The organism is Mongoliitalea daihaiensis, from assembly GCF_021596945.1.
GTDB classification, from domain to species: Bacteria; Bacteroidota; Bacteroidia; order Cytophagales; family Cyclobacteriaceae; genus Mongoliitalea; species Mongoliitalea daihaiensis.
In genome coordinates this window covers 249,312-273,078 of the sequence record NZ_CP063779.1, presented here as the reverse complement: position 1 = coordinate 273,078, position 23,767 = coordinate 249,312, and the positions used below count along the sequence as shown (strand labels likewise).

Below are 23,767 nucleotides of genomic sequence, written 5' to 3'. Positions count from 1 at the left end.
GTACGTTCTACAGGGCAGTTGTTTCTTCAGGTGCTTGTTTGCCATTTGTAACGAATGTGGTTTTCATAGAAGTAGATCCATTGACCAACGCCGGGACCATTACACCTGATGATCAGATTGTGTGTCCAGGTGCACAGGGAGGTCCTCTTACAGTGACGGGTGTTGTTGGTGATTTACAATGGCAGGTTTCTCAAACAGGAATCAGTAATTGGATAGACATTGATGGTGCTACGGATGAAACACTTACTTCTGCGCAAATCGGAAGTTTGACTGGTACACGGTTTTACCGGGTAGCAGCCACTAGTGGGTTATGTGGGATTACTTTCAGTGATGCGGTAGCCATTACCGTAGATATATCTTCCGCTGGCACTATTTCAGCAGATCAAGCGATTTGTACAGGTTCTACTCCTGCGGATATCACATTGACAGATTTTACTGGTACGATTGTATGGCAATCTTCAATAGATAATGTCAATTTTACAGCAATTGCAGGACAAACAGCAGCAACTCTTCCTGGAGCAGCCTTAGGAGCTGTCACTCAAACAACCTATGTAAGAGCCCTAGTCAGCGGAACTTGTACCGATGTTCCTTCTCCCGTACACACAATCCTAGTTAATCCTATACCTCCTGCTCCAGTTGCAGTTTCCACACAGGAAATTTGTGATGCAAGTGGGGCCACATTGGAAGATGTTGAGATAACAGGTTCAGGTATCAAATGGTACGATGCTGTTAGTAATGGATTAGAATTACCGGCAAATACAGTACTTGTCGACGGTACCACTTATTATGCATCTCAGACTTTATTGGGTTGTGAAAGTACTGATCGCGTTGCGGTTACCATTAGCTTGGTATCCGTAAATCTTGGTGCGCCCAATGCTCCACCGATTCAATATTTTTCTCCAACTATTACTCCCCGTATAAGTAATTTAGTTGCAACAGGAACAAATGTACAATGGTTTGCAAACGAATCAGGAGGCTCAGCTTTGTCCTCCAACCTAACATTGGTGGATGGAGTAACCTATTGGGCAGAGTCTTCCCAGTTCGGTTGTTTTAGTCCACGAACACCAGTCCTTGTACAAATAAGTTCATTCTCGTCCGAAGGTTGTGGCTTGAGCTTAGTTGGTAATGCGACTTATTGCGCCAATAGCCTCATCGAGCTTCAAGCAATCAACATCAGTCCTGAGATTAATGGAAATATTCGTCAGTGGTCTCAACTTTCCGGTCCATCGGCTTTATTAACTGTAAATTCAGACACTACGCGGGCTACAATTTCAGGAGTAGTGCCTGGAGCCTATTATGTGTTCCAGTTCCAAAGCCGTTGTGCATCTGGCTTATTAATGGTGGAGCAAATTGGTTTCCAGGTAAGTGATACTCCAAATGCAGATGCGGGAGATGCCATTCAAAACTGTCCAGGTGACTATCCTTTAAATGCTGCTTCTTTAGCAACAGGAGAAACAGGTCTTTGGGAAATCGTCCAAGTAGAAAATGCGCTTGGACAATTAGTGACTCCAGGTGGTATTCAACTTATCAATCCAACATCACCGACTGCCACCGTTCGCTTCTTGCAAGGAGCCGGTGGTTTGGTGGGCTTACGCTGGACAGTGACCAATACCTTGACAGGATGTAGTGATTCGGATACCATTGAGGTCTTCAATTGTGGAGGTGAGCCTGTGGACGCTAATAGGAACGGATCGAATACTATCAACTTGGATTCTTGTTATAATTTAGCCACTTCTAGACAGGTAACCCCTAGCTATGCCGGGCAGACTTCTTGTGGTGTAGAATCAAGTTATGACTTTATCTCTGGTCCTTCTCAGGCAACAATTTCTCGTTCGACTTTATCAAACGGTCAATTCACATATGTATTTGGTAACTTGATTGAAGGAACTTACACGTTCCGTTATAAAGTTGAGGGTGGTTGCTTGAATGGGGAAGACATATTGACTTTGATTGTGCCGCCGGCAGAAGGTGGTGCTACCAATGCGGAAATTAGTTTCCCTAGCCAGTTCGCTTCTACGATTACGGTTCCTATTGAACAAGCACCAGGCACTCGAAACTTCTCTACTGCATATATTTGTAGAGATGAAACTCCTGGCAGTAGTTTTATTTTTTCAGGATCTACTCCTCAAAATGCGGGTGAAACTGTATCATGGAATCTTCGAACTGTTACTGGTTTTAATTCCTTGACAGGTACATATGGTACTGCTACTTACAGCGGTCCAATGACACTTACACCAAGTGATCCATTCGGTCAAAATGTAAGTCTTAATAATCTTTCAGCTGGATTATATGAAATTCAATACACGATACAGGTTCGTCAAGATCCTTCTGACCCAACTTCAGCAATCAGGTGTACTTCTACTGCTTTTAGTTTGGTGCAAATCGTTGATTCAACAGTTGATATTGAGGTAAATAATGGAGAAGCTACTTTCTTGATGGAATGTGGATTAACCTCTTTGGAAATACCTTTATCCGAAACAGGAGGTGATCTTACTGAATTTAGGATTGTTTCTGCACCTGCTGCTTTAGTAGGAGCAGCAACTATCACTACCGATTGGGAAGTATTAGAAAATGCGGATACGCCAGGCTTGTTTGCTATATCTGGAGTCCAGGTAGCTGGAGAATATGTTTTTGAATTCCGAAGAAAGTATCAGTTCGCACCTTTGGGAAGTGTTTGTGGTATAGCATATACACAAGTTTCAGTCATTAAATCCAACCCAGCTAGCACTGCCGTAGTTGGTGCAAATCAGCAAATTTGTGGATCTTCTGTAACCAACCTGTTGGCACAAGCACCTACAGGAACTTCTACAGGGAGATGGACGCAAGTAAGTGGTCCAAGTCAAGCCTCAATTGCATCTCCTTTCCAAAGAAATACAGCTGTTTCAGGATTAGTCCGTGGTACTTATGTTTTCCGTTGGACAGTTTCCAATGGACCTGCATGTCCAAGTTCATCGGCAGATGTTGAAGTGAAAGTATCTCCTAATTTACCATTGGTAGAGCCGCAGCCGGATGCCATTGAAGTATGTTTTGGTCAGCCTATACAAATTCAAGGAAAACAAAATCTCTTATCTGATGAAAGTATCTCCTGGAGAGTAGTTCCGAGTGCGGGGGTAAGTTTTTCAAGTACATCCGTCATCAACCCAATTGTAACAGGATTAGCAGCGAATACTACTTACACATTCACTTACACGATTACCAATGGTTGCGGTACTGCTAATCAGACATTCACTGTGACTACTTCTGAAACTGCAGGAGCTCTTCAGGCAAATGCAGGACCTGATTTGTGTCTTTCTTTAGATACCGATACCTTCAATTTAGCAGGAAACTTACCTGCCAATCACACAGGGCTTTGGACAGTTATTTCTCAACCTGTCGGGGCAACAGTCAATTTTGCGGATGAAATTTTGCCAACGACAGCGGTTGAGGTAAACACTGCAGGAGTTTATGTATTTGAATGGTCTTTGACACGAGATGGAGCAAGCGCTTGCGGAATCTCATCTGACCGTGTGACAATCAATATTACGGAGGCATTGGATAATGCAAATGCTGGTCCAGACATCATTATTTGCAATAATGAGCCAGTAGCTTTACAGGCTGAAGCACCAAATGTAGGTTCGGGAGTGTGGACTCAAATATCAGGTCCTGGAGGCTTAGTTATTACTAATCCAACTTCTCCTACCACCACAGTCACAGGATTTATCTCTGGTCAATTCTACACACTTCGCTGGACCGTCAGCTTGGAAGGATGTACTGCTCAAAGCAGCTTTGATGATATAGTGCTTATCCCATCTACCGGTGCTCCTGAAGCCATTGCTCCAGCAGAACAAAATATTTGTTTTGGAACATCGGGAACTTTAAGTGCAACCCCAGCCGATGGTGGATTTTGGTCTTTCATTAGTGGCCCAAGTATTCCGTCCTTTTCTAATGTGTTACTTGCATCAACAAATATCGGAAATCTTGTTCCAGGGACTTACCAATTAGCATGGAATGTACCTGCAGCTGGTGATTTCTGTGAGCCATCTTCAGCTCCTGTTACATTGCGGGTAGCTACCATTGCCAATGCAGGAGATGATCTAATCTATTGTGGATCAGTAACCACTATTCCATTAAATGGGAATGGAAGTGTTGGGGAATGGACTTTTGTTTCAGGTCCTGCGACACCTACGATTACTCCAACTTCATCCACGCAGGCTCAGGCCTCTGGATTATCAGTATCTGGCGTATACACATTCCAGTATACTATTGCAGCGTTGGGTATAGATTGTGCCCAGACTACTGATCAGATGACAGTGACCATCAATGCTAACCCGACTACCATAGCCAATGCAGGCCCAACACAAGAGTTATGTAATGCAACTTCATTTGATTTGGCAGCCAATCCAGCAGGTGCGGGTGAAACGGGTACTTGGTCAGTTGTTTCTGGAGCAGGTGGAACATTTACTGATATCAATGATCCAGAGACCACTTTCACAGGGGCAGCACCGGGAACATATATTTTTAGATGGACGATTGCTTCCGCTGATGGTTGCAGTATCAGCAATTCTTCACGCGTTTGGATTTATAATTATCCTACGGTAGATGGAGGTACAAATGCTGCAGATGCCGGTCCAGATCAGTCAATCTGCTCTTCTATTACTAGCCTTGCTGGTAATACTCCCGTAAATTTCAATAGTGCACAAGCTGGGGCCATAGGTACTTGGTCTATCGTATCTCAGCCTTCTGGTGGAAATGCTATAATTGTTAGTCCAAATTCACCAAATTCTCAAATTACTGGATTGGATGTTACGGGTGATTATGTATTTGCTTGGACTATTTCAGTTGATGCAGGTATATGCTCTGCTTCTGATTCAGATGAGGTCACGGTTGCTGTTACCGGTACTGAAATTACTGCCGATGCAGGGATTAATCAAGAACTTTGTTTGGGAGAGGCTAATATTCAATTAAATGCAGATGCTGGGCAAATAGGTGTTTGGACACTTACATCAGGTCCAGCAAGTGGAACATTTAATAATGAGTCACTTTCAAATGCAACTTTTTCACCTGTCGCTGCAGGTACATATGTGTTTAGATGGACAGTAGGTACAGGGGATTGCCAAAACTTTGATGAGGTAACTGTTCAAGTAAATAACCCACCTTCTACTGCTGTAGTGGTTGAGGATGAAGTATCTGTTTGTCTATTTAACAATGTTACGCTTGCTGCAATTGCTCCGACAGTCGGAACAGGACAATGGTCCCAAGTTTCTGGACCTACCAATGCCCAATTGGTGACACCGAATAATCTTACGACTAATGTAGTTGTTTTGGTACCAGGAACATACGTATTCCGTTGGACAGTGAGCAATGGTGGTATTTGTGGTGTTTCTACGGCTGACGTTACCTTGACGGCCTTAACTACCGTGACACAAGCCAAAACTAACTCCAAGTTTTTGGATATTTGTAGTTTTCCTATTACCGAACCTCCATTTGACAATTCAATAACTTTAGAGGCTAATACTCCTGGACCAGGTGAAATAGGTACTTGGGAGTTTGTCAGTGGACCGTCTACTATCACATTTGACGATGTCAACAGTCCTACGGTGGTAGCTTCTGGTTTCACCAACTTCGGGGAACCTTCTACCTATCGAATTAAGTGGGTGATTTCTGCGGGCTCTGGGTGCAGTGCTACCGAAGATGAGATTGAAATCAGGTTATGGGCCGAACCAACTGATCCGTTGGCAGGAACCTATGGTCCTTTCTGTAATGCTTCTTCCTTTGCATTAAATGGTAATTTACCAAGTGTCGGTGAAGGAACTTGGGAATTTGTAAGTGGACCAAGTGGCATCGATAGCGTAGTTTTTGTAAACCCTATCAACCAATCACTTTTAGAACCTTCTAATCCTGAGGCTATAGCAAGAGGTAGTGTAGCTGGTGCTTTCGTTGATCTAGTACCTGGCACCTATGTGTTAAGCTGGAACATATCTAATGGACCTGATTGTACACCTAAGCGAAATGAAACAACGATAGTCAATCTGGCGCCACTTGCTTCTGCCGCCCCTGGTAATTTCCAGATTTGTGAAGGAGGGGATCAGCCTATGTCATTTACTCCATTTGGAGGAACTGGTTTTTACAGTTATCAGTGGCAAGTAAGTGATGCAGCGTGCGATGGAAACTGGACTGATATCCCTGGAGCAACGGGTACAACCTATACTACACCAAGTTTAACAACAACCACTCGATATCGCTATATCATTACTGACATAGGAGACCCTGGTAATGGCATTGATCCAGTTTGTACCACTCCATATATCTCGCCATGTATCAACGTGTTTGTGGTAGAAGATCCGATAATTTCTTCTGTTACCATTACGCCTACTGAGTTCTGTGCTGATGAAGATGCCAAGCCAATTTTAACTGTAAATGCAACGGGTGGTACTCCTTTCCTTACCTATGTGTGGGAGCAACGAACTGGCCCTGGAGTAGATGATTGGACAGTTATTTCTGTGGGAGAACCTGATGGAGGTATATTACCTGCTCAAGTGAAATCAATTCAAGCTCCTTGTCCTAGACCTGCATTTGTAGCACCTTCTTGTGACTGTCCTACGGGAATGGTTGCAGTAGGTTATACAGCTCAAATAGGCAACCTTTATGGAGAAGATGTAATTTCTTCCTTTACGCTTGAATGTCGTCAAATCAACCAAGATGGTACATGGGGAGCAGGGCAGGATGTCACCTGCAGCAATGGAATAGCTTCTGGTACACGTACGGAATCTGTAACAGCAGCGTCGAATACTGCATTGGTAGGATTTAGTAATAGAATTGGTTGTGGAATTGACTTGCTTCAAGGACGTTCCAAGCCAATATCACAAATATTAGCAGGAAATTCGAATAGCAACAATACCTTGCTTGATGGCATTGGAGGTTTAGGAGGTACCATTCAGACTACTCAATTGGCTCCTGCGGGTTATGCGATTGTGGGTATGACAACCTACCTAGACGGGGATTTTGCTGGAGGATATGCTTGGCGCTATATCAAGTTGACAGATTTATTTGAAGGAGCAGAGTTTTCGGATTGCACAATTAATGGAGGAGAAGGAGAAGTTCGAGTAACAGTAAGCGCAACTGGTAGAGGTTGTGATACTGTGGTTTCGGATCCTATAACCTTTACGGTAGCATGTGATGCAATTTTTACTGATCAGCCAGAATCTATTAATATCTGTGCTGGTGAAACGACCATCTTGACAGCTACAGTGGAAGGTGGAGCTGGTGAAACCCGCTACTGGGTAGAGTTTTCGGATGCTATTGATGGAGTCTTTACGCGATTGACTGAATTTCCTGAGGGAGGCATACAAGTAAATCCAACTCTTGTTGATGGAGATATTTTTGAATTGTCCTACGAAACTGCGGCCTTGATTGAAAATACCTTCTATAGATTTGTAGTAACACAAGCTGGTTTAGGCTGTGATCAGGCTACATCTGAGGTAGTAGGTGTATTTGTTCCGACAATCATAGAACAACCAATTGCTTTGCGATCTTCGGCCTGTGAGTCCGATATTGAGTTCAATGAAAATACCTTCACAGTAGTCATGGAACCAGGCTTTGCTGGTGGGGACTTGATTAGCTACACCTATCAGTGGCAGATTTTATCAGGAGGTGTTTGGGAAAATGTAACCAATGACAATCCACTTGGAGCTGTGTATGCTGGAGCAACAACAGAAGAACTTATAGTCTCAGGAATAACAGGTTTGGGTACTTACGAATTCAGAGTAATCGTTACACCTGTTATCGGGGGAATTGCTTGTACTACTGTGACTTCTTCCGTCGTCACTTATGAAATTGTCTCTGATCCGGTAATTGTTACACAGCCACAAGATGGATTGATTTGTGCTGGTGATAATTTTACCATGGAGGTAGCAGGTACAGGAGGTACTCCTGGTCCTGTGTATCAGTGGCAGCGAGAAAATGGATTTGGTACTGACAGCTGGATTAACATTACTGGTGCTACGGCTACTACTTACACTACACCAGCGCTTTCTGCGAATACACGTTACAGAGTATTTGTTACAGCTCCTGGAAATGCCTGCGAAACAGGTTTCTCCAGAGTGGTAACGGTGACGGTGAACAGTTTAACCCCTGGGGTTATCTCTAGCAACCTTTCAGAGGTATGTGAAAATGAAGGCCCTGTTAGTCAACCTACAATCAACCTTACTGGTACTGTTGCAAGCTCTCCAAATGGAGGAGCAATTTCCTATCAATGGCAGGCTAGCACTACAAGTGCTGTTGCTGGATTTAGTGACATTTCAGGTGGTACGGGACAAAACTTTACTACAGATATCCTCTCTCAAACCACTTGGTTTAGAAGGGTAGCCACATCAACATTGACAGTAACAGGTGGTAGTCCTAGTCCTATTGGACCAAATGAATGTACAGAGATTTCAAATGCAGTGCAGGTAGTAGTCAACCCAGTGCCTGTAGTTACTTCAGCTAATTCCAAAACCATCCGAGATGGGGATGATGTAGCATATATCATTACAGCAGATGTTCCAGGAACAACCTTTACTTGGACTTCGGTCGCTTCTGGGTCAGTTACTGGAAATACAGCATCTTCTTCTGGGAATAGTATCAATGATGTGTTGGTTAATTCATCCAATATTCCATTGACCGTAACCTACACCATTTCACCATCTGGTCCAGCGCCAACGAGTTGCCAGGGAGATGACTTCACTTTCACTGTGACAGTTAACCCTACCCCTGACGTTCTTCCTGTAACCAGTCAAGAACTTTGTGCAAATGAAGGCACAAATGCAGTCGTATTTGGAACGTCTGTTCCTGGTACTACCTTTAATTGGGTTAACTCTAATTCTTCTATAGGTTTGGCTGCATCAGGAACTGGAAATATTGGTTCCTTCACTGCGGTTAATCCTACTAGTGTTGCAAGAGTGGCTACGATTACTGTCACTCCTGAATTTACCAATAATGGGGTTACAGGGTTTGGTAACCCAGAGGTCTTTACAATTACAGTAAATCCGGTTCCAACGATTGCTGCCAAAACAACCACCATTTGTAACGAAACAAGCTTTACCGTAACTCCTGTTAACGGAGTGGGCGGAGATGTAGTGCCTGCAGGCACAACCTACACTTGGACGGTTGTTGACAATCCGAATGTGACTGGGGAAAGTAATGAAACTGAACCGCAGTCAACCATTTCTCAAACACTTACCAATAATTCATTAACTGCCCAACAAGTAGTTTATACAGTGACACCTGTTGGTGGGGTAGGAGTAGGCTCTTGTACAGGTGGGTCATTTACAGTGACAGTGACTGTTCAGCCTACACCAAATGTATCGATTACGAATAATGCAGCTACTATTTGTTCTGGCAGCACCACGAATATTGGACTTGCTACTACAATTACAGGCACCACTCCAGGTGTAACCTACACTTGGACTGCAGCCATACAATCTGGAACTGCTACATTTACCTCAAGTGGTAGTGGAGCACCGACTGGTCAGGTCATTACCAATACTTCTAATGCGCCAGCGGTGGTCAGATATACAGTGACACCGGCCATTGGAGCGTGTACAGGCCCTGCTCAGTTTGTGGATGTACAAGTGTTGCCAAATGGAATTGCTAATCAGCCAGTTGCACAAGTGCATTGTCATGACGCATCAGTTCCTGAGACAGTATTTACCACCAGTCAGACTGATTTCGACAATGTGACTTACAATTGGTCGGTCACTAATGGAACAACCATAGGTCTTCCGGCCAATAGCGGAACGGGTAACCTTCCTGCATTCACTGCGATTAATATAGGTACTGCACCAACCTCAAGAACTGTATCTGTTACCATGACTTACACCAAAGACGGAGTAAGTTGTACTGGACCGGCAAGGAACTTCACTATTACCATTAATCCACTTGGTCAAGTAAATGATATTATTGACCGAGTTGTCTGCCATAATCAGCCAACCAATGTGAACTTCTCTACAGGAAATACTGGTGGAACTACGACCTATGCATGGACCTATGTGGGGGACGCCATTGGTATAGCAGCTAGTGGAACAGGTAATATTTCTTTCACAGCATTGAATACAAGCAATGCACAGCTTACAGGAACAGTTACGGTGACACCAACATTTACCAATGGTGGGCAATCATGTCCTGGACCAAGCAAGACATTTACTATTACTGTTAATCCAAGTGGTCAGGTAAATACTATAGCAAATCAAACGCTCTGTGAAGCTGCAGCAACTAATGAGGTCACCTTTGGTACAAGTAGAACTGATGGGACTACCACCTATACCTGGACGAATAACAACACAGCAATTGGTCTTGCTGCCAATAGTGGAGGAAATGTGACCGGTATCCCAAGCTTTACAGCTACCAACACCACAAATATTCCTATTACAGCTACCATTACAGTCACACCAACCTATACCAATAGTGGTGTAAGTTGTGTAGGAACACCTACGACTTTTACCATTACGGTGGACCCTACTCCTCAAATTGTCGATAAGACAGTCACAGTCTGTGACGATGGTTTGATCAACGTCACTCCAACCAATGGCGTTGGGGGTGATATTGTACCGGCGGGTACGACCTATACATGGACGATCCTAACGGACAATATAAATTTGACGGGACAAACAAGCGGTACTGATCAGTCTTCATTTACACAAACTCTTGACAATACCACGAATACAGTTCAAACAATTGTCTATAGAGTTACCCCAACGTCGGGAGCAGCAGGCTCTTGCGTTGGTGAGACATTTGATATCACAGTAACGGTCAATCCTAGACCAAGAATTGCCAACGTAGCTTTGGAAACCTGCTCTAATACAGGCTTCTCTGTGACACCTGTTCAAGACGGCGGCACATCCAACGATGATATTGTTCCAGTAGGTACAACCTATACTTGGACAGTAGCAGCCAATGCCAATGTTACCGGACAAAGTAATGTTGCAACTCCTCAGGCTAGCATTGGACAAACTTTGCGTAACCTGACACCTGTACCACAAGAAGTAGTGTATACAGTCACTCCAAGATCAGGTACTTGCGATGGGGAAACCTTCACTGTTACGGTTACTGTAAATCCTACACCAGAGATTGCACCAAAAGCACCTGCGGCAATTTGTTCAGAAGGCACGGTTTCTCTCACGCCAATCGATCAGAGTGGTTCTTCAGGGGATATCGTACCAGCCAATACTACCTATACTTGGGTTATACAAACAAACAATGCCAACCTTACCGGTCAAGAAGGACAGGCTGTTGGTCAATTGACATTTGAACAAACGCTTACCAATCTTACCAATACGGTTCAAACAATTGTTTATCGATTGACACCGACTTCAGGCGAACAGGGAAATTGTGTCGGATTACCATTTGATGTTACTGTCACGGTGAATCCTAAGCCATTTGTACAGGATAGTAATACGGAATCTTGTTCTAACTCTGCCTTCATCTTTACTCCTGTTAATGGTGGAGGAAATATTGTTCCGGCTGGAACAACTTATACTTGGACAGTAAAAACCAATAATGCAAACATTACTGGTCAGGGTACGCAAGCAACAGCCCAAGCATCCATTTCTCAAACTTTAAGAAATACTACCAATGTTGCTCAAAGCCTAACGTATGAAGTTACACCAATTTCTGCACAAGGTTGTGTAGGCCCTGTCTTTGATTTGACCGTAACGGTCAACCCAACCCCGGAAGTTGCCAATAAAACAGCAGAGATTTGTTCTAATGATGCATTCACCATTAATCCTGAAAATGGTGTAGGAGGAGATATTGTCCCAGCGAATACCACGTATACCTGGACCATTTCAACGAATCCAAATATAACGGGAGCAAGTGCAAGTGCAGCGGCTGGGATTACCCAGATTTCTCAGACTTTGAGAAATACAACTAATGTTGTCCAGACGATTACATATACTGTCACCCCGACTTCAGGAACTGACGGTTCATGTGTAGGACAGCCATTTACTATAGTTGTTACAGTTAATCCAACTCCGGAGATTGCTGATAAAACTGCTGAAATTTGTGATGATGGAACATTTACCATTACTCCTACCAATGGCGTAGGAGGAGATATTGTACCATTAGGAACTACCTATTCATGGATAGTAACTCCTAATGCGAATGTTACGGGTGAAGTGGATGGCTCAGGTAGTAATATTTCTGGTACTTTAACAAATGATACTGATGCAGTTCAGACAGTTGTCTATACGGTAACACCAACATCAGGAAGCTGCGTTGGAGAAGACTTTACGGTAACAGTTACGCTGAACCCGACACCAAAAGTTGAAGCCACTCCAGCCAATGAGACTATCTGTACTGGAGATGATACAGGAATTGTACTGAGCACCGTTTCTACAGGAACATCCGCAGTGTTCTATCGTTGGACGGCAGCGGTTCAGACGGCTCCAACAGGAGGTGCTATCACAGGGTTTACTAACCATACGGCTGGTACGCTCAGCGAAATTGTTCAAACATTGGTCAATTCAGGCACTTCGCCCGGAGTGGTTCGATATGTAGTGACTCCATTTATTGGAGACTGTGCAGGCGACCCTATCAATGTGGACATCACTGTGAATCCAAGTGCAACTGTAGTAGTACCAACAGATGCCGTTGTTTGTAATGCCGCAGAAGATGTAAGTATTCCAGGATTTGGTACTACCAATACAGGGGGTACAGTTACGTATGAATGGGTAAATAATACACCTGGAATTGGACTGGCTGCTTCTGGATCCGGAAATGTTCCGTTATTTAATGCTATTAATACAGGAACTGCACCGATCGTTGCGACGATTACAGTTACACCAACCTTTACCAATGATGGAGTGAGTTGTCCAGGTGCATCGGATACCTTTACTATTACGGTCAATCCATGGGGTCAGGTCAATGATCCTGCAGATCAAACAGTATGTAATGACGAAGAAACAACTATCAGCTTCACAACCAATAATACAGGAGGAGCAACTACATACAATTGGTTAAATGACAATACAGCAATAGGCTTAGCAGCTTCCGGAAGTATTTCTGATGGAGGCAACAATGGTACTGCGACATTTACATTTGATGCTGTTAACACGGGGACTGCGCCTATTTCGGCTACTATTACAGTAACTCCTGTGTTTGAAAATGATGGAGTTTCCTGCTTTGACAATAGTAGAAGCGAGACATTTACGATTACAGTAAACCCTACCGCTCAGGTAGATCCAGTGGCAGATATTGAAGTTTGTGGGAATGACTTAACCCAAGTTAATTTTACGACGGATAGAACGGGTGGTTTGACTACTTATACTTGGGTGAATAACAACCCAAGTATTGGATTGGCGGCAACTGGTTCCGGCAATATCTCTTTCAATGCGGTGAATTTTGGAGCTCTTCCAATAGTTGGAGAAATCACGGTGACGCCTCGTTTCGATGGGGGTTGTGAAGGACCTGCAGAGACATTTACGATCACAGTTAATCCAACTCCGATAGTTACATCCAATTCTACCAAAACTATTTTGAGCGGGGAAAATGTCGGTTATACCATAACTTCCAATGTTCCAGGTACCACTTATACCTGGACAGCAGTAAATACTATTGGTACAGTAACTGGCTTTACAGCCTCGGGATCAGGAGCATTGATTGATGATATTTTGGTGAATGTGGGTCCTGCAGATGGTGCAATTACCTACACCATACAACCTTTTGGGCCAGCTCCGACCAATTGTCCTTCCCCTCCATTCTTCTTGGTGGTAACAGTAGAAAACGGTGATCCTAAAATTGGGGTAGCCAAAGAATTGGTATCAGTCGTTAGAAATGCAGCTCCTGCCACAACCTTCCGAGCTACCTATCAAATCCGGGTAAAAAACTTCGGTAATACACCTTTAGAAAAGGTGCAGATTAATTTTGATATGGTAAATGCCTACGGGGCAGGTAATTTTGATGTAGTCAGTGTGACTTCTGATTCTTTGATTGTCAATGGAGCTTTTAATGGAGATTCTGACATACGATTGTTGAGCAATCCAATAAATGAATTGGAGATCGGAGAAGAGAAAGATTTATTCGTAGTTGTTGACCTAGAACCGAGCTTAACAGGAACGTATGAAAGCAATGTTTTGGCTTCTGCCGAATTTAATGGTTTCGAAGTCACGGATACTTCACAAAATGGATTTGATCCAGATCCTGATGGAACTGGTCCACAAAATAATACTGAACCTACCCCTGTTTGTACTACGTTCATAGATGTTGATACGATCGTTAATACGGTATGTAATGCATCTGAAGGTTCTGTTACTTTCACTGTGAGTTCTGCCGGTACTATTACCGTTGCAGGTCAATCAGCAACGGTTACTGAGGGTACTTTAAGTGCCACATTCAGCAACTTAAATGCAGGTTTCTATACGGCTGTATTTAGTACTGCTACTGGTTGTAGCGAAGAGGTAAGCTTTAATGTCATCAATACCAATAGTGACCTCGAAGCTTTTGTAGATGTATTTGAAAATATTTCTTGCGCAGGTCAGGTAGATGGTTCATTTACCATTGGAACTACAGGTGGTTCCGGAGACTATACATTTAGAATTTTAGAAACTGGTGAATCCAATGCCACGGGTGTGTTTGAAGATCTTCCTGCGGGTAATTACAATGTGTTGGTTACAGACTCTAATGGCTGTAGCTTCACTGTCGCCATAACCTTGAGTGTGCCAAATCCATTGCTCACTTCCTTGATTAGCGTAAGTAATGAGACTTGTTTTGGAGAGAATGATGCTGTGGTCCGTATCAGTGCTATGGGTGGCACAGGTGCTTATGCCTACAGCTATTCCTTAGACGGAGGAGCTTTCATACCAAGTGGTTCGGTTATTTCGAATCTTGCACCAGGTAACTATTTATTCAGAACCATAGATGCAAATGGTTGTGAATCTAATTTAGTTCCTGTTTTGATTACAGGTGCCTTATCCTCCCTAGCGATAGACGATGCAACTCTTTCCAATCCTACCTGTTTTGGTGGTACTGACGGCGGTATTGTGTTGACAGTTTCGGGCGGTACTGGTCCATATACCTATGTGTGGAGCAATGGACAGTCTGGATCCAACCTGATAAATGTAGGTGCGGGAGCATACACAGTCACCATCCGCGATGCGAATGGTTGTACGTTGGCGAGTCCTACCTATACATTGTCTGCACCTGATGTTGTGACAATAACAGCTTCATCAATTGTGAATACGGAATGTAATGCAACTGTTGGTAGTGTGGTGTTGACATCCTCTGACGGCAGTGACATTTCGGTAAACGGGGTTACCCAAGCATCCGGCAGTACCTTTACTGGTCTTTCTGCGGGCTTCTATACTGCTGTTTCAGAAGGAATATGTGTAGGAGAGATAGGCTTTAACATTATAAATACAAACAGTACGCTTACCGCCTCTGTGACCACTATCAATATGGTTACGGTTGCTGGGGGAAGCAACGGATCTGTGACGGTTGCTGCTGTTGGCGGTACCGCACCGATTACTTACACACTTTTAGGTGCAGGCACATCCAACGGAACAGGAGTCTTCGGAGACCTTTCAGCGGGAGCTTACACGGTTAGAGTTACAGACAATAACGGCTGTAGCTTTGATGTGTCGTTCAACATTACGGAGCCGGCTGGCTTGGTGTTGAGTTTGGTAAGCAGTACGAATGTGAGCTGTTTTGAAGGCAGTGATGGCAGTATTACGGTGCTTGCATCAGGCGGAGTTGCGCCATATACCTACAGTATCACAGGCGGCACGGTACCTACGGCCAATACCTTCGCGGCTCTGACTGCCGGTACCTATACGGTAACGGTTACGGATGCAAACAGCAATACGGCGACGGTTGAAGTGACGATTACCGAACCTGCAGAGGCTCTGTCTGCAACGGTCACCACACAAACAGATGCGAGCTGCTTCGGATCATTGGACGGTTCGATCGACATCACGGTTACAGGAGGCACAGCGCCGTACACGTATCAGTGGAGCAACGGTTTATCTACCCAGGATTTGACAGGTATCGGAGCGGGCACGTACAGTGTGACTGTGAGAGATGCGAATGGTTGTGAGACAACGCTCAGCAACATAACAATAGGACAGCCTGCGGCGGAAACGCTGACAGTGACTGCGACAGAAAATACAGAGTGTAATGCAAGTGTCGGTTCTGTGACCTTGATATCAAGTGGAGACGGAACGGTGAGCTTGAACGGTGGAGCAGCTATTGCAATCACAGGCGGAACGGCCCTTGAGATCACAGGATTGGGAGCGGGCTTCTATACGGCAGTGTTCACAAACGGTGACGGCTGCGGTGCAGAGACGACATTCAACATTACGAATAGCAACAGTACGCTTACCGCCTCTGTGACCACTATCAATATGGTTACGGTTGCTGGAGGAAGCAACGGATCTGTGACGGTTACTGCTGTTGGCGGTACCGCACCGATTACTTACACACTTTTAGGTGCAGGCACATCCAACGGAACAGGAGTCTTCGGAGGCCTTTCAGCGGGAGCTTACACGGTTAGAGTTACAGACAATAACGGCTGTAGCTTTGATGTGTCGTTCAACATTACGGAGCCGGCTGGCTTGGTGTTGAGTTTGGTAAGCAGTACGAATGTGAGCTGTTTTGAAGGTAGTGATGGCAGTATTACGGTGCTTGCATCAGGCGGAGTTGCGCCATATACCTACAGTATCACAGGCGGCACGGTACCTACGGCCAATACCTTCGCGGGTCTGACTGCCGGTACCTATACGGTAACGGTTACGGATGCAAACAGCAACACGGCGACGGTTGAAGTGACGATTACCGAACCTGCAGAGGCTCTGTCTGCAACGGTCACCACACAAACAGATGCGAGCTGCTTCGGATCATTGGACGGTTCGATCGACATCACGGTTACAGGAGGCACAGCGCCGTACACGTATCAGTGGAGCAACGGTTTATCTACCCAGGATTTGACAGGTATCGGAGCGGGCACGTACAGTGTGACTGTGAGAGATGCGAACGGCTGTGAGACAACGCTCAGCAACATAACAATAGGGCAGCCTGCGGCGGAAACTGTATCTGCTGGCTCAACAGGAGAAGATTTATGTTCTTTACCAAATGGATTCATTCAATTGAATGGAACTTCAAGCACTACAGTGATTTGGAGTACGTCTGGTTCAGGTACATTTGATAATATAACCGCACTTGATGCAATCTACACGCCAAGCGCATCTGATTATGAGTCAGGGCAAGTAACGCTTACAATTTCTACTTCAGGTGGTTGTACGCCTGTTTCGGATAGCTTTGTCTTAAGACTTTTCAGAGCTGCCACATCGAATGCCGGACCTGATGCGGTAATCGCAGCAGGCAGCAGCTTCACATTGAGTGGAGCAACAGCCACCAACTTCGGAACAGTAACTTGGAGTGCAGCAAGTGGCACGTTCAACAATGCGAATGCGTTGAATGCGACGTATACGCCAGACCTAGGTTCCTTGACCTTTACAGGTGGAGTAGCCACGATAGAATTGACCTTGACAGCAACAGGTCTTGGTACTTGCGGTGATGCAGTGGATACGATGATCTTGACGATCAGCGAGAATCCAGCAGCCAATGCGGGCGCTGATGATGAATTGTGTATAGATGAAGTGAGCTACACGTTGGCAGGTGCTACGGCAGTGAACGGCACGGTACAGTGGAGCACAAGTGGCAGCGGAAGCTTTGATGATGTAACAGCGATCAATGCTGTTTATACGCCAAGTGCTGCAGACTTCGAAAGCGGACAGGTACAGTTGACGATCACGGTAACGGGTGCAGGAGGAACAGCAACAGACACGATGGTGCTGACCTTGTACAGACTGGCCACATCGAATGCCGGACCTAATGCGGTAATTGCAGCAGGCAGCAGCTATACCCTAAGCGGAGCAACAGCCACCAACTTCGGAACAGTAACTTGGAGTGCAGCAAGCGGTACGTTCAACAATGCGAATGCGTTGAATCCTACATTCACTCCTGATTTAACAGCCTTGACGTTTGTCAACGGTGAAGCGACAGTAACGCTTACACTGACAGCTTCAGGATTGGGAACTTGCGGTGATGCAGTGGATACGATGATCTTGACGATCAGCGAGAATCCAGCAGCCAATGCGGGCGCTGATGATGAATTGTGTATAGATGAAGTGAGCTACACGTTGGCAGGTGCTACGGCAGTGAACGGCACGGTACAGTGGAGCACAAGTGGCAGCGGAAGCTTTGATGATGTAACAGCGATCAACGCTGTTTACACGCCAAGTGCTGCAGACTTCGAAAGCGGACAGGTACAGTTGACGATCACGGTGACAGGAGCAGGAGGAACAGCAACAGACACGATGGTGCTGACCTTGTACAGACTGGCCACATCGAATGCAGGCCCTGATGCGGTAATTGCAGCAGGCAGCAGCTTCACATTGAGTGGAGCAACAGCTACGAACTTCGGAACAGTTACCTGGAGTGCAGCAAGTGGCACGTTCAACAATGCGAACGCGTTGAATGCGACGTATACGCCAGACCTAGGTTCCTTGACCTTTGCAGGTGGAGTAGCCACGATAGAATTGACCTTAACAGCAACAGGTCTTGGTACTTGCGGTGATGCAGTGGATACGATGATCTTGACGATCAGCGAGAACCCAGCAGCCAATGCAGGCGCTGATGATGAATTGTGTATAGATGAAGTGAGCTACACGTTGGCAGGAGCTACGGCAGTGAACGGCACGGTACAGTGGAGCACAAGCGGCAGCGGAAGCTTTGACGATGTAACAGCGATCAACGCTGTGTACACGCCAAGTGCTGCAGACTTTGAAAGCGGACAGGTACAGTTGACGATCACGGTTACAGGAGCAGGTGGAACAGCAACAGACACGATGGTGCTGACCTTGTACAGACTGGCCACGTCGAATGCAGGCCCTGATGCTGTAATTGCAGCAGGCAGCAGCTTCACATTATCAGGAGCTACGGCTACCAACTTCGGAACAGTAACTTGGAGTGCAGCAAGCGGTACGTTCAACAATGCGAATGCGTTGAATGCGACGTATACGCCAGACCTAGGTTCCTTGACCTTTACAGGTGGAGTAGCCACGGTAGAATTAACCTTAACAGCAACAGGTCTTGGAACTTGCGGTGATGCAGTGGATACGATGATCTTGACGATCAGCGAGAATCCAGCTGCGAATGCGGGCGCTGATGATGAATTGTGTATAGATGAAGTGAGCTACACGTTGGCAGGTGCTACGGCAGTGAACGGCACGGTACAGTGGAGCACAAGTGGCAGCGGAAGCTTTGACGATGTAACAGCGATCAATGCTGTTTACACGCCAAGTGCTGCAGACTTTGAAAGCGGACAGGTACAGTTGACGATCACGGTAACGGGCGCAGGAGGAACGGCTACAGATACGATGGTGCTGACCTTGTACAGACTGGCCACATCGAATGCCGGACCTGATGCGGTAATCGCAGCAGGCAGCAGCTATACCCTATCAGGAGCAACAGCCACCAACTTCGGAACAGTAACTTGGAGTGCAGCAAGCGGTACGTTCAACAATGCGAATGCGTTGAATGCGACGTATACGCCAGACCTAGGTTCCTTGACCTTTACAGGTGGAGTTGCTACGGTAGAATTAACCTTGACAGCAACAGGTCTGGGTACTTGCGGTGATGCAGTGGATACGATGATCTTGACGATCAGTGAGAATCCTGCTGCGAATGCAGGCGCTGATGATGAATTGTGTATAGATGAAGTGAGCTACACGTTGGCAGGTGCTACGGCAGTGAACGGCACGGTACAGTGGAGCACAAGCGGCAGCGGAAGCTTTGACGATGTAACAGCGATCAACGCTGTGTACACGCCAAGTGCTGCAGACTTTGAAAGCGGACAGGTACAGTTGACCATTACGGTGACAGGAGCAGGAGGAACAGCAACAGATACGATGGTGCTGACCTTGTACAGACTGGCCACATCGAATGCCGGACCTGATGCGGTAATTGCAGCAGGCAGCAGCTATACATTATCAGGAGCAACTGCAAGCAACTTTGCAGGCTTGACCTGGAGTGCAGCAAGTGGCACGTTCAACAATGCGAACGCGTTGAACCCTACATTCACTCCTGACTTAACAGCCTTGACGTTTGTTAACGGTGAAGCGACAGTAACGCTTACACTAACAGCTTCAGGATTGGGAACTTGCGGTGATGCAGTGGATACGATGATCTTGACGATCAGCGAGAATCCTGCTGCGAATGCGGGCGCTGATGATGAATTGTGTATAGATGAAGTGAGCTACACGTTGGCAGGTGCTACGGCAGTGAACGGCACGGTACAGTGGAGCACAAGCGGCAGCGGTAGCTTTGACGATGTGACAGCGATCAATGCTGTTTACACGCCAAGTGCTGCAGACTTCGAAAGCGGACAGGTACAGTTGACGATCACGGTGACAGGAGCAGGAGGAACAGCAACAGACACGATGGTGCTGACCTTGTACAGACTGGCCACATCGAATGCCGGCCCTGATGCGGTAATCGTAGCAGGCAGCAGCTTCACATTGAGCGGAGCTACGGCTACGAACTTCGGAACAGTAACCTGGAGTGCAGCTAGCGGTACGTTCAACAATGCGAATGCGTTGAATGCGACGTATACGCCAGACCTAGGTTCCTTGACCTTCACAGGTGGAGTAGCCACGGTAGAATTGACCTTAACAGCAACAGGTCTTGGTACTTGCGGTGATGCGGTAGATACGATGATCTTGACGATCAGCGAGAATCCTGCTGCGAATGCAGGCGCTGATGATGAATTGTGTATAGATGAAGTAAGCTACACGTTAGCAGGAGCTACGGCAGTGAACGGCACGGTACAGTGGAGCACAAGCGGCAGCGGAAGCTTTGATGATGTGACAGCGATCAACGCTGTGTACACGCCAAGTGCTGCAGACTTCGAAAGTGGACAGGTACAGTTGACCATTACGGTGACAGGAGCAGGTGGAACAGCAACAGATACGATGGTGCTGACCTTGTACAGACTGGCCACATCGAATGCAGGTCCTGATGCAGTAATTGCAGCAGGCGGCAGCTATACCCTAAGCGGAGCTACGGCTACCAACTTCGGAACAGTAACCTGGAGTGCAGCAAGCGGTACGTTCAACAATGCGAACGCGTTGAACCCTACATTCACTCCTGATTTAACAGCCTTGACGTTTGTCAACGGTGAAGCGACAGTAACGCTTACACTGACAGCTTCAGGATTGGGCACTTGCGGTGATGCGGTAGATACGATGATCTTGACGATCAGCGAGAATCCTGCTGCGAATGCGGGCGCTGATGATGAATTGTGTATAGATGAAGTGAGCTACACGTTGGCAGGAGCTACGGCAGTGAACGGCACGGTACAGTGGAGCACAAGCGGCAGCGGAAGCTTTGACGATGTAACAGCGATCAACGCTGTGTACACGCCAAGTGCTGCAGACTTCGAAAGCGGACAGGTACAGTTGACGATCACGGTTACAGGAGCAGGAGGAACAGCAACAGATACGATGGTGCTGACCTTGTACAGACTGGCCACATCGAATGCAGGCCCTGATGCGGTAATTGCAGCAGGCAGCAGCTATACATTATCAGGAGCAACTGCAAGTAACTTTGCAGGCTTGACCTGGAGTGCAGCAAGTGGCACGTTCAACAATGCGAACGCGTTGAACCCTACATTCACTCCTGACTTAACAGCCTTGACGTTTGTTAACGGTGAAGCGACAGTAACGCTTACACTAACAGCTTCAGGATTGGGAACTTGCGGTGATGCAGTGGATACGATGATCTTGACGATCAGCGAGAATCCAGCTGCCAATGCGGGCGCTGATGATGAATTGTGTATAGATGAAGTGAGCTACACGTTGGCAGGTGCTACGGCAGTGAACGGCACGGTACAGTGGAGCACAAGTGGCAGCGGAAGCTTTGATGATGTGACAGCGATCAATGCTGTTTACACGCCAAGTGCTGCAGACTTTGAAAGCGGACAGGTACAGTTGACGATCACGGTAACGGGCGCAGGAGGAACGGCTACAGATACGATGGTGCTGACCTTGTACAGACTGGCCACATCGAATGCCGGACCTGATGCAGTAATTGCAGCAGGCAGCAGCTTCACATTGAGTGGAGCAACAGCCACCAACTTCGGAACAGTAACTTGGAGTGCAGCAAGCGGTACGTTCAACAATGCGAATGCGTTGAATGCGACGTATACGCCAGACCTAGGTTCCTTGACCTTTACAGGTGGAGTTGCTACGGTAGAATTAACCTTGACAGCAACAGGTCTGGGTACTTGCGGTGATGCGGTAGATACGATGATCTTGACGATCAGCGAGAATCCTGCTGCGAATGCGGGCGCTGATGATGAATTGTGTATAGATGAAGTGAGCTACACGTTGGCAGGTGCTACGGCAGTGAACGGCACAGTACAGTGGAGCACAAGCGGCAGCGGAAGCTTTGACGATGTGACAGCGATCAATGCTGTTTACACGCCAAGTGCTGCAGACTTTGAAAGCGGACAGGTACAGTTGACGATCACGGTAACGGGCGCAGGAGGAACAGCAACAGATACGATGGTGCTGACCTTGTACAGACTGGCCACATCGAATGCAGGTCCTGATGCGGTAATTGCAGCAGGCGGCAGCTTCACATTGAGTGGAGCAACAGCCACCAACTTCGGAACAGTAACCTGGAGTGCAGCAAGCGGTACATTCAACAATGCGAACGCGTTGAACCCTACATTCACTCCTGATTTAACAGCCTTGACGTTTGTCAACGGTGAAGCGACAGTAACGCTTACACTGACAGCTTCAGGATTGGGTACTTGCGGTGATGCAGTGGATACGATGATCTTGACGATCAGCGAGAATCCTGCTGCGAATGCAGGCGCTGATGATGAATTGTGTATAGATGAAGTGAGCTACACGTTGGCAGGAGCTACGGCAGTGAACGGCACGGTGCAGTGGAGCACAAGTGGCAGCGGAAGCTTTGACGATGTAACAGCGATCAACGCTGTATACACGCCAAGTGCTGCAGACTTCGAAAGCGGACAGGTACAGTTGACGATCATGGTAACGGGTGCAGGAGGAACAGCAACAGACACGATGGTGCTGACCTTGTACAGACTGGCCACATCGAATGCAGGTCCTGATGCGGTAATTGCAGCAGGCGGCAGCTTCACATTGAGTGGAGCAACAGCCACCAACTTCGGAACAGTTACCTGGAGTGCAGCAAGCGGTACGTTCAACAATGCGAACGCGCTGAATGCGACGTATACGCCAGACCTAGGTTCCTTGACCTTTACAGGTGGAGTAGCCACGGTAGAATTAACCTTGACAGCAACAGGTCTTGGTACTTGCGGTGATGCAGTGGATACGATGATCTTGACGATCAGCGAGAATCCTGCTGCGAATGCAGGCGCTGATGATGAATTGTGTATAGATGAAGTAAGCTACACGTTGGCAGGAGCTACGGCAGTGAACGGCACGGTACAGTGGAGCACAAGCGGCAGCGGAAGCTTTGATGATGTGACAGCGATCAACGCTGTTTACACGCCAAGTGCTGCAGACTTTGAAAGCGGACAGGTACAGTTGACGATCACGGTAACGGGTGCAGGAGGAACAGCAACAGACACGATGGTGCTGACCTTGTACAGACTGGCCACATCGAATGCAGGCCCTGATGCGGTAATTGCAGCAGGCAGCAGCTATACCTAAGCGGAGCTACGGCCACCAACTTCGGAACAGTAACTTGGAGTGCAGCAAGCGGT

General features: G+C 46.5%; 1 protein-coding gene (running past one end of the window). It reads left to right on the top strand.

Annotated features, from left to right (window positions below):
* On the top strand, window positions 1-23,714 hold the 3' portion of the coding sequence (locus IPZ59_RS00860; RefSeq protein ID WP_236138003.1) for a PKD-like domain-containing protein. It extends 5,104 nt beyond the left edge of the window; the window shows 23,714 of its 28,818 coding nt (coding positions 5,105-28,818); its start codon lies off the left edge, out of view; the stop codon is at window positions 23,712-23,714.
* Window positions 23,715-23,767: the final 53 nt, after the last annotated feature.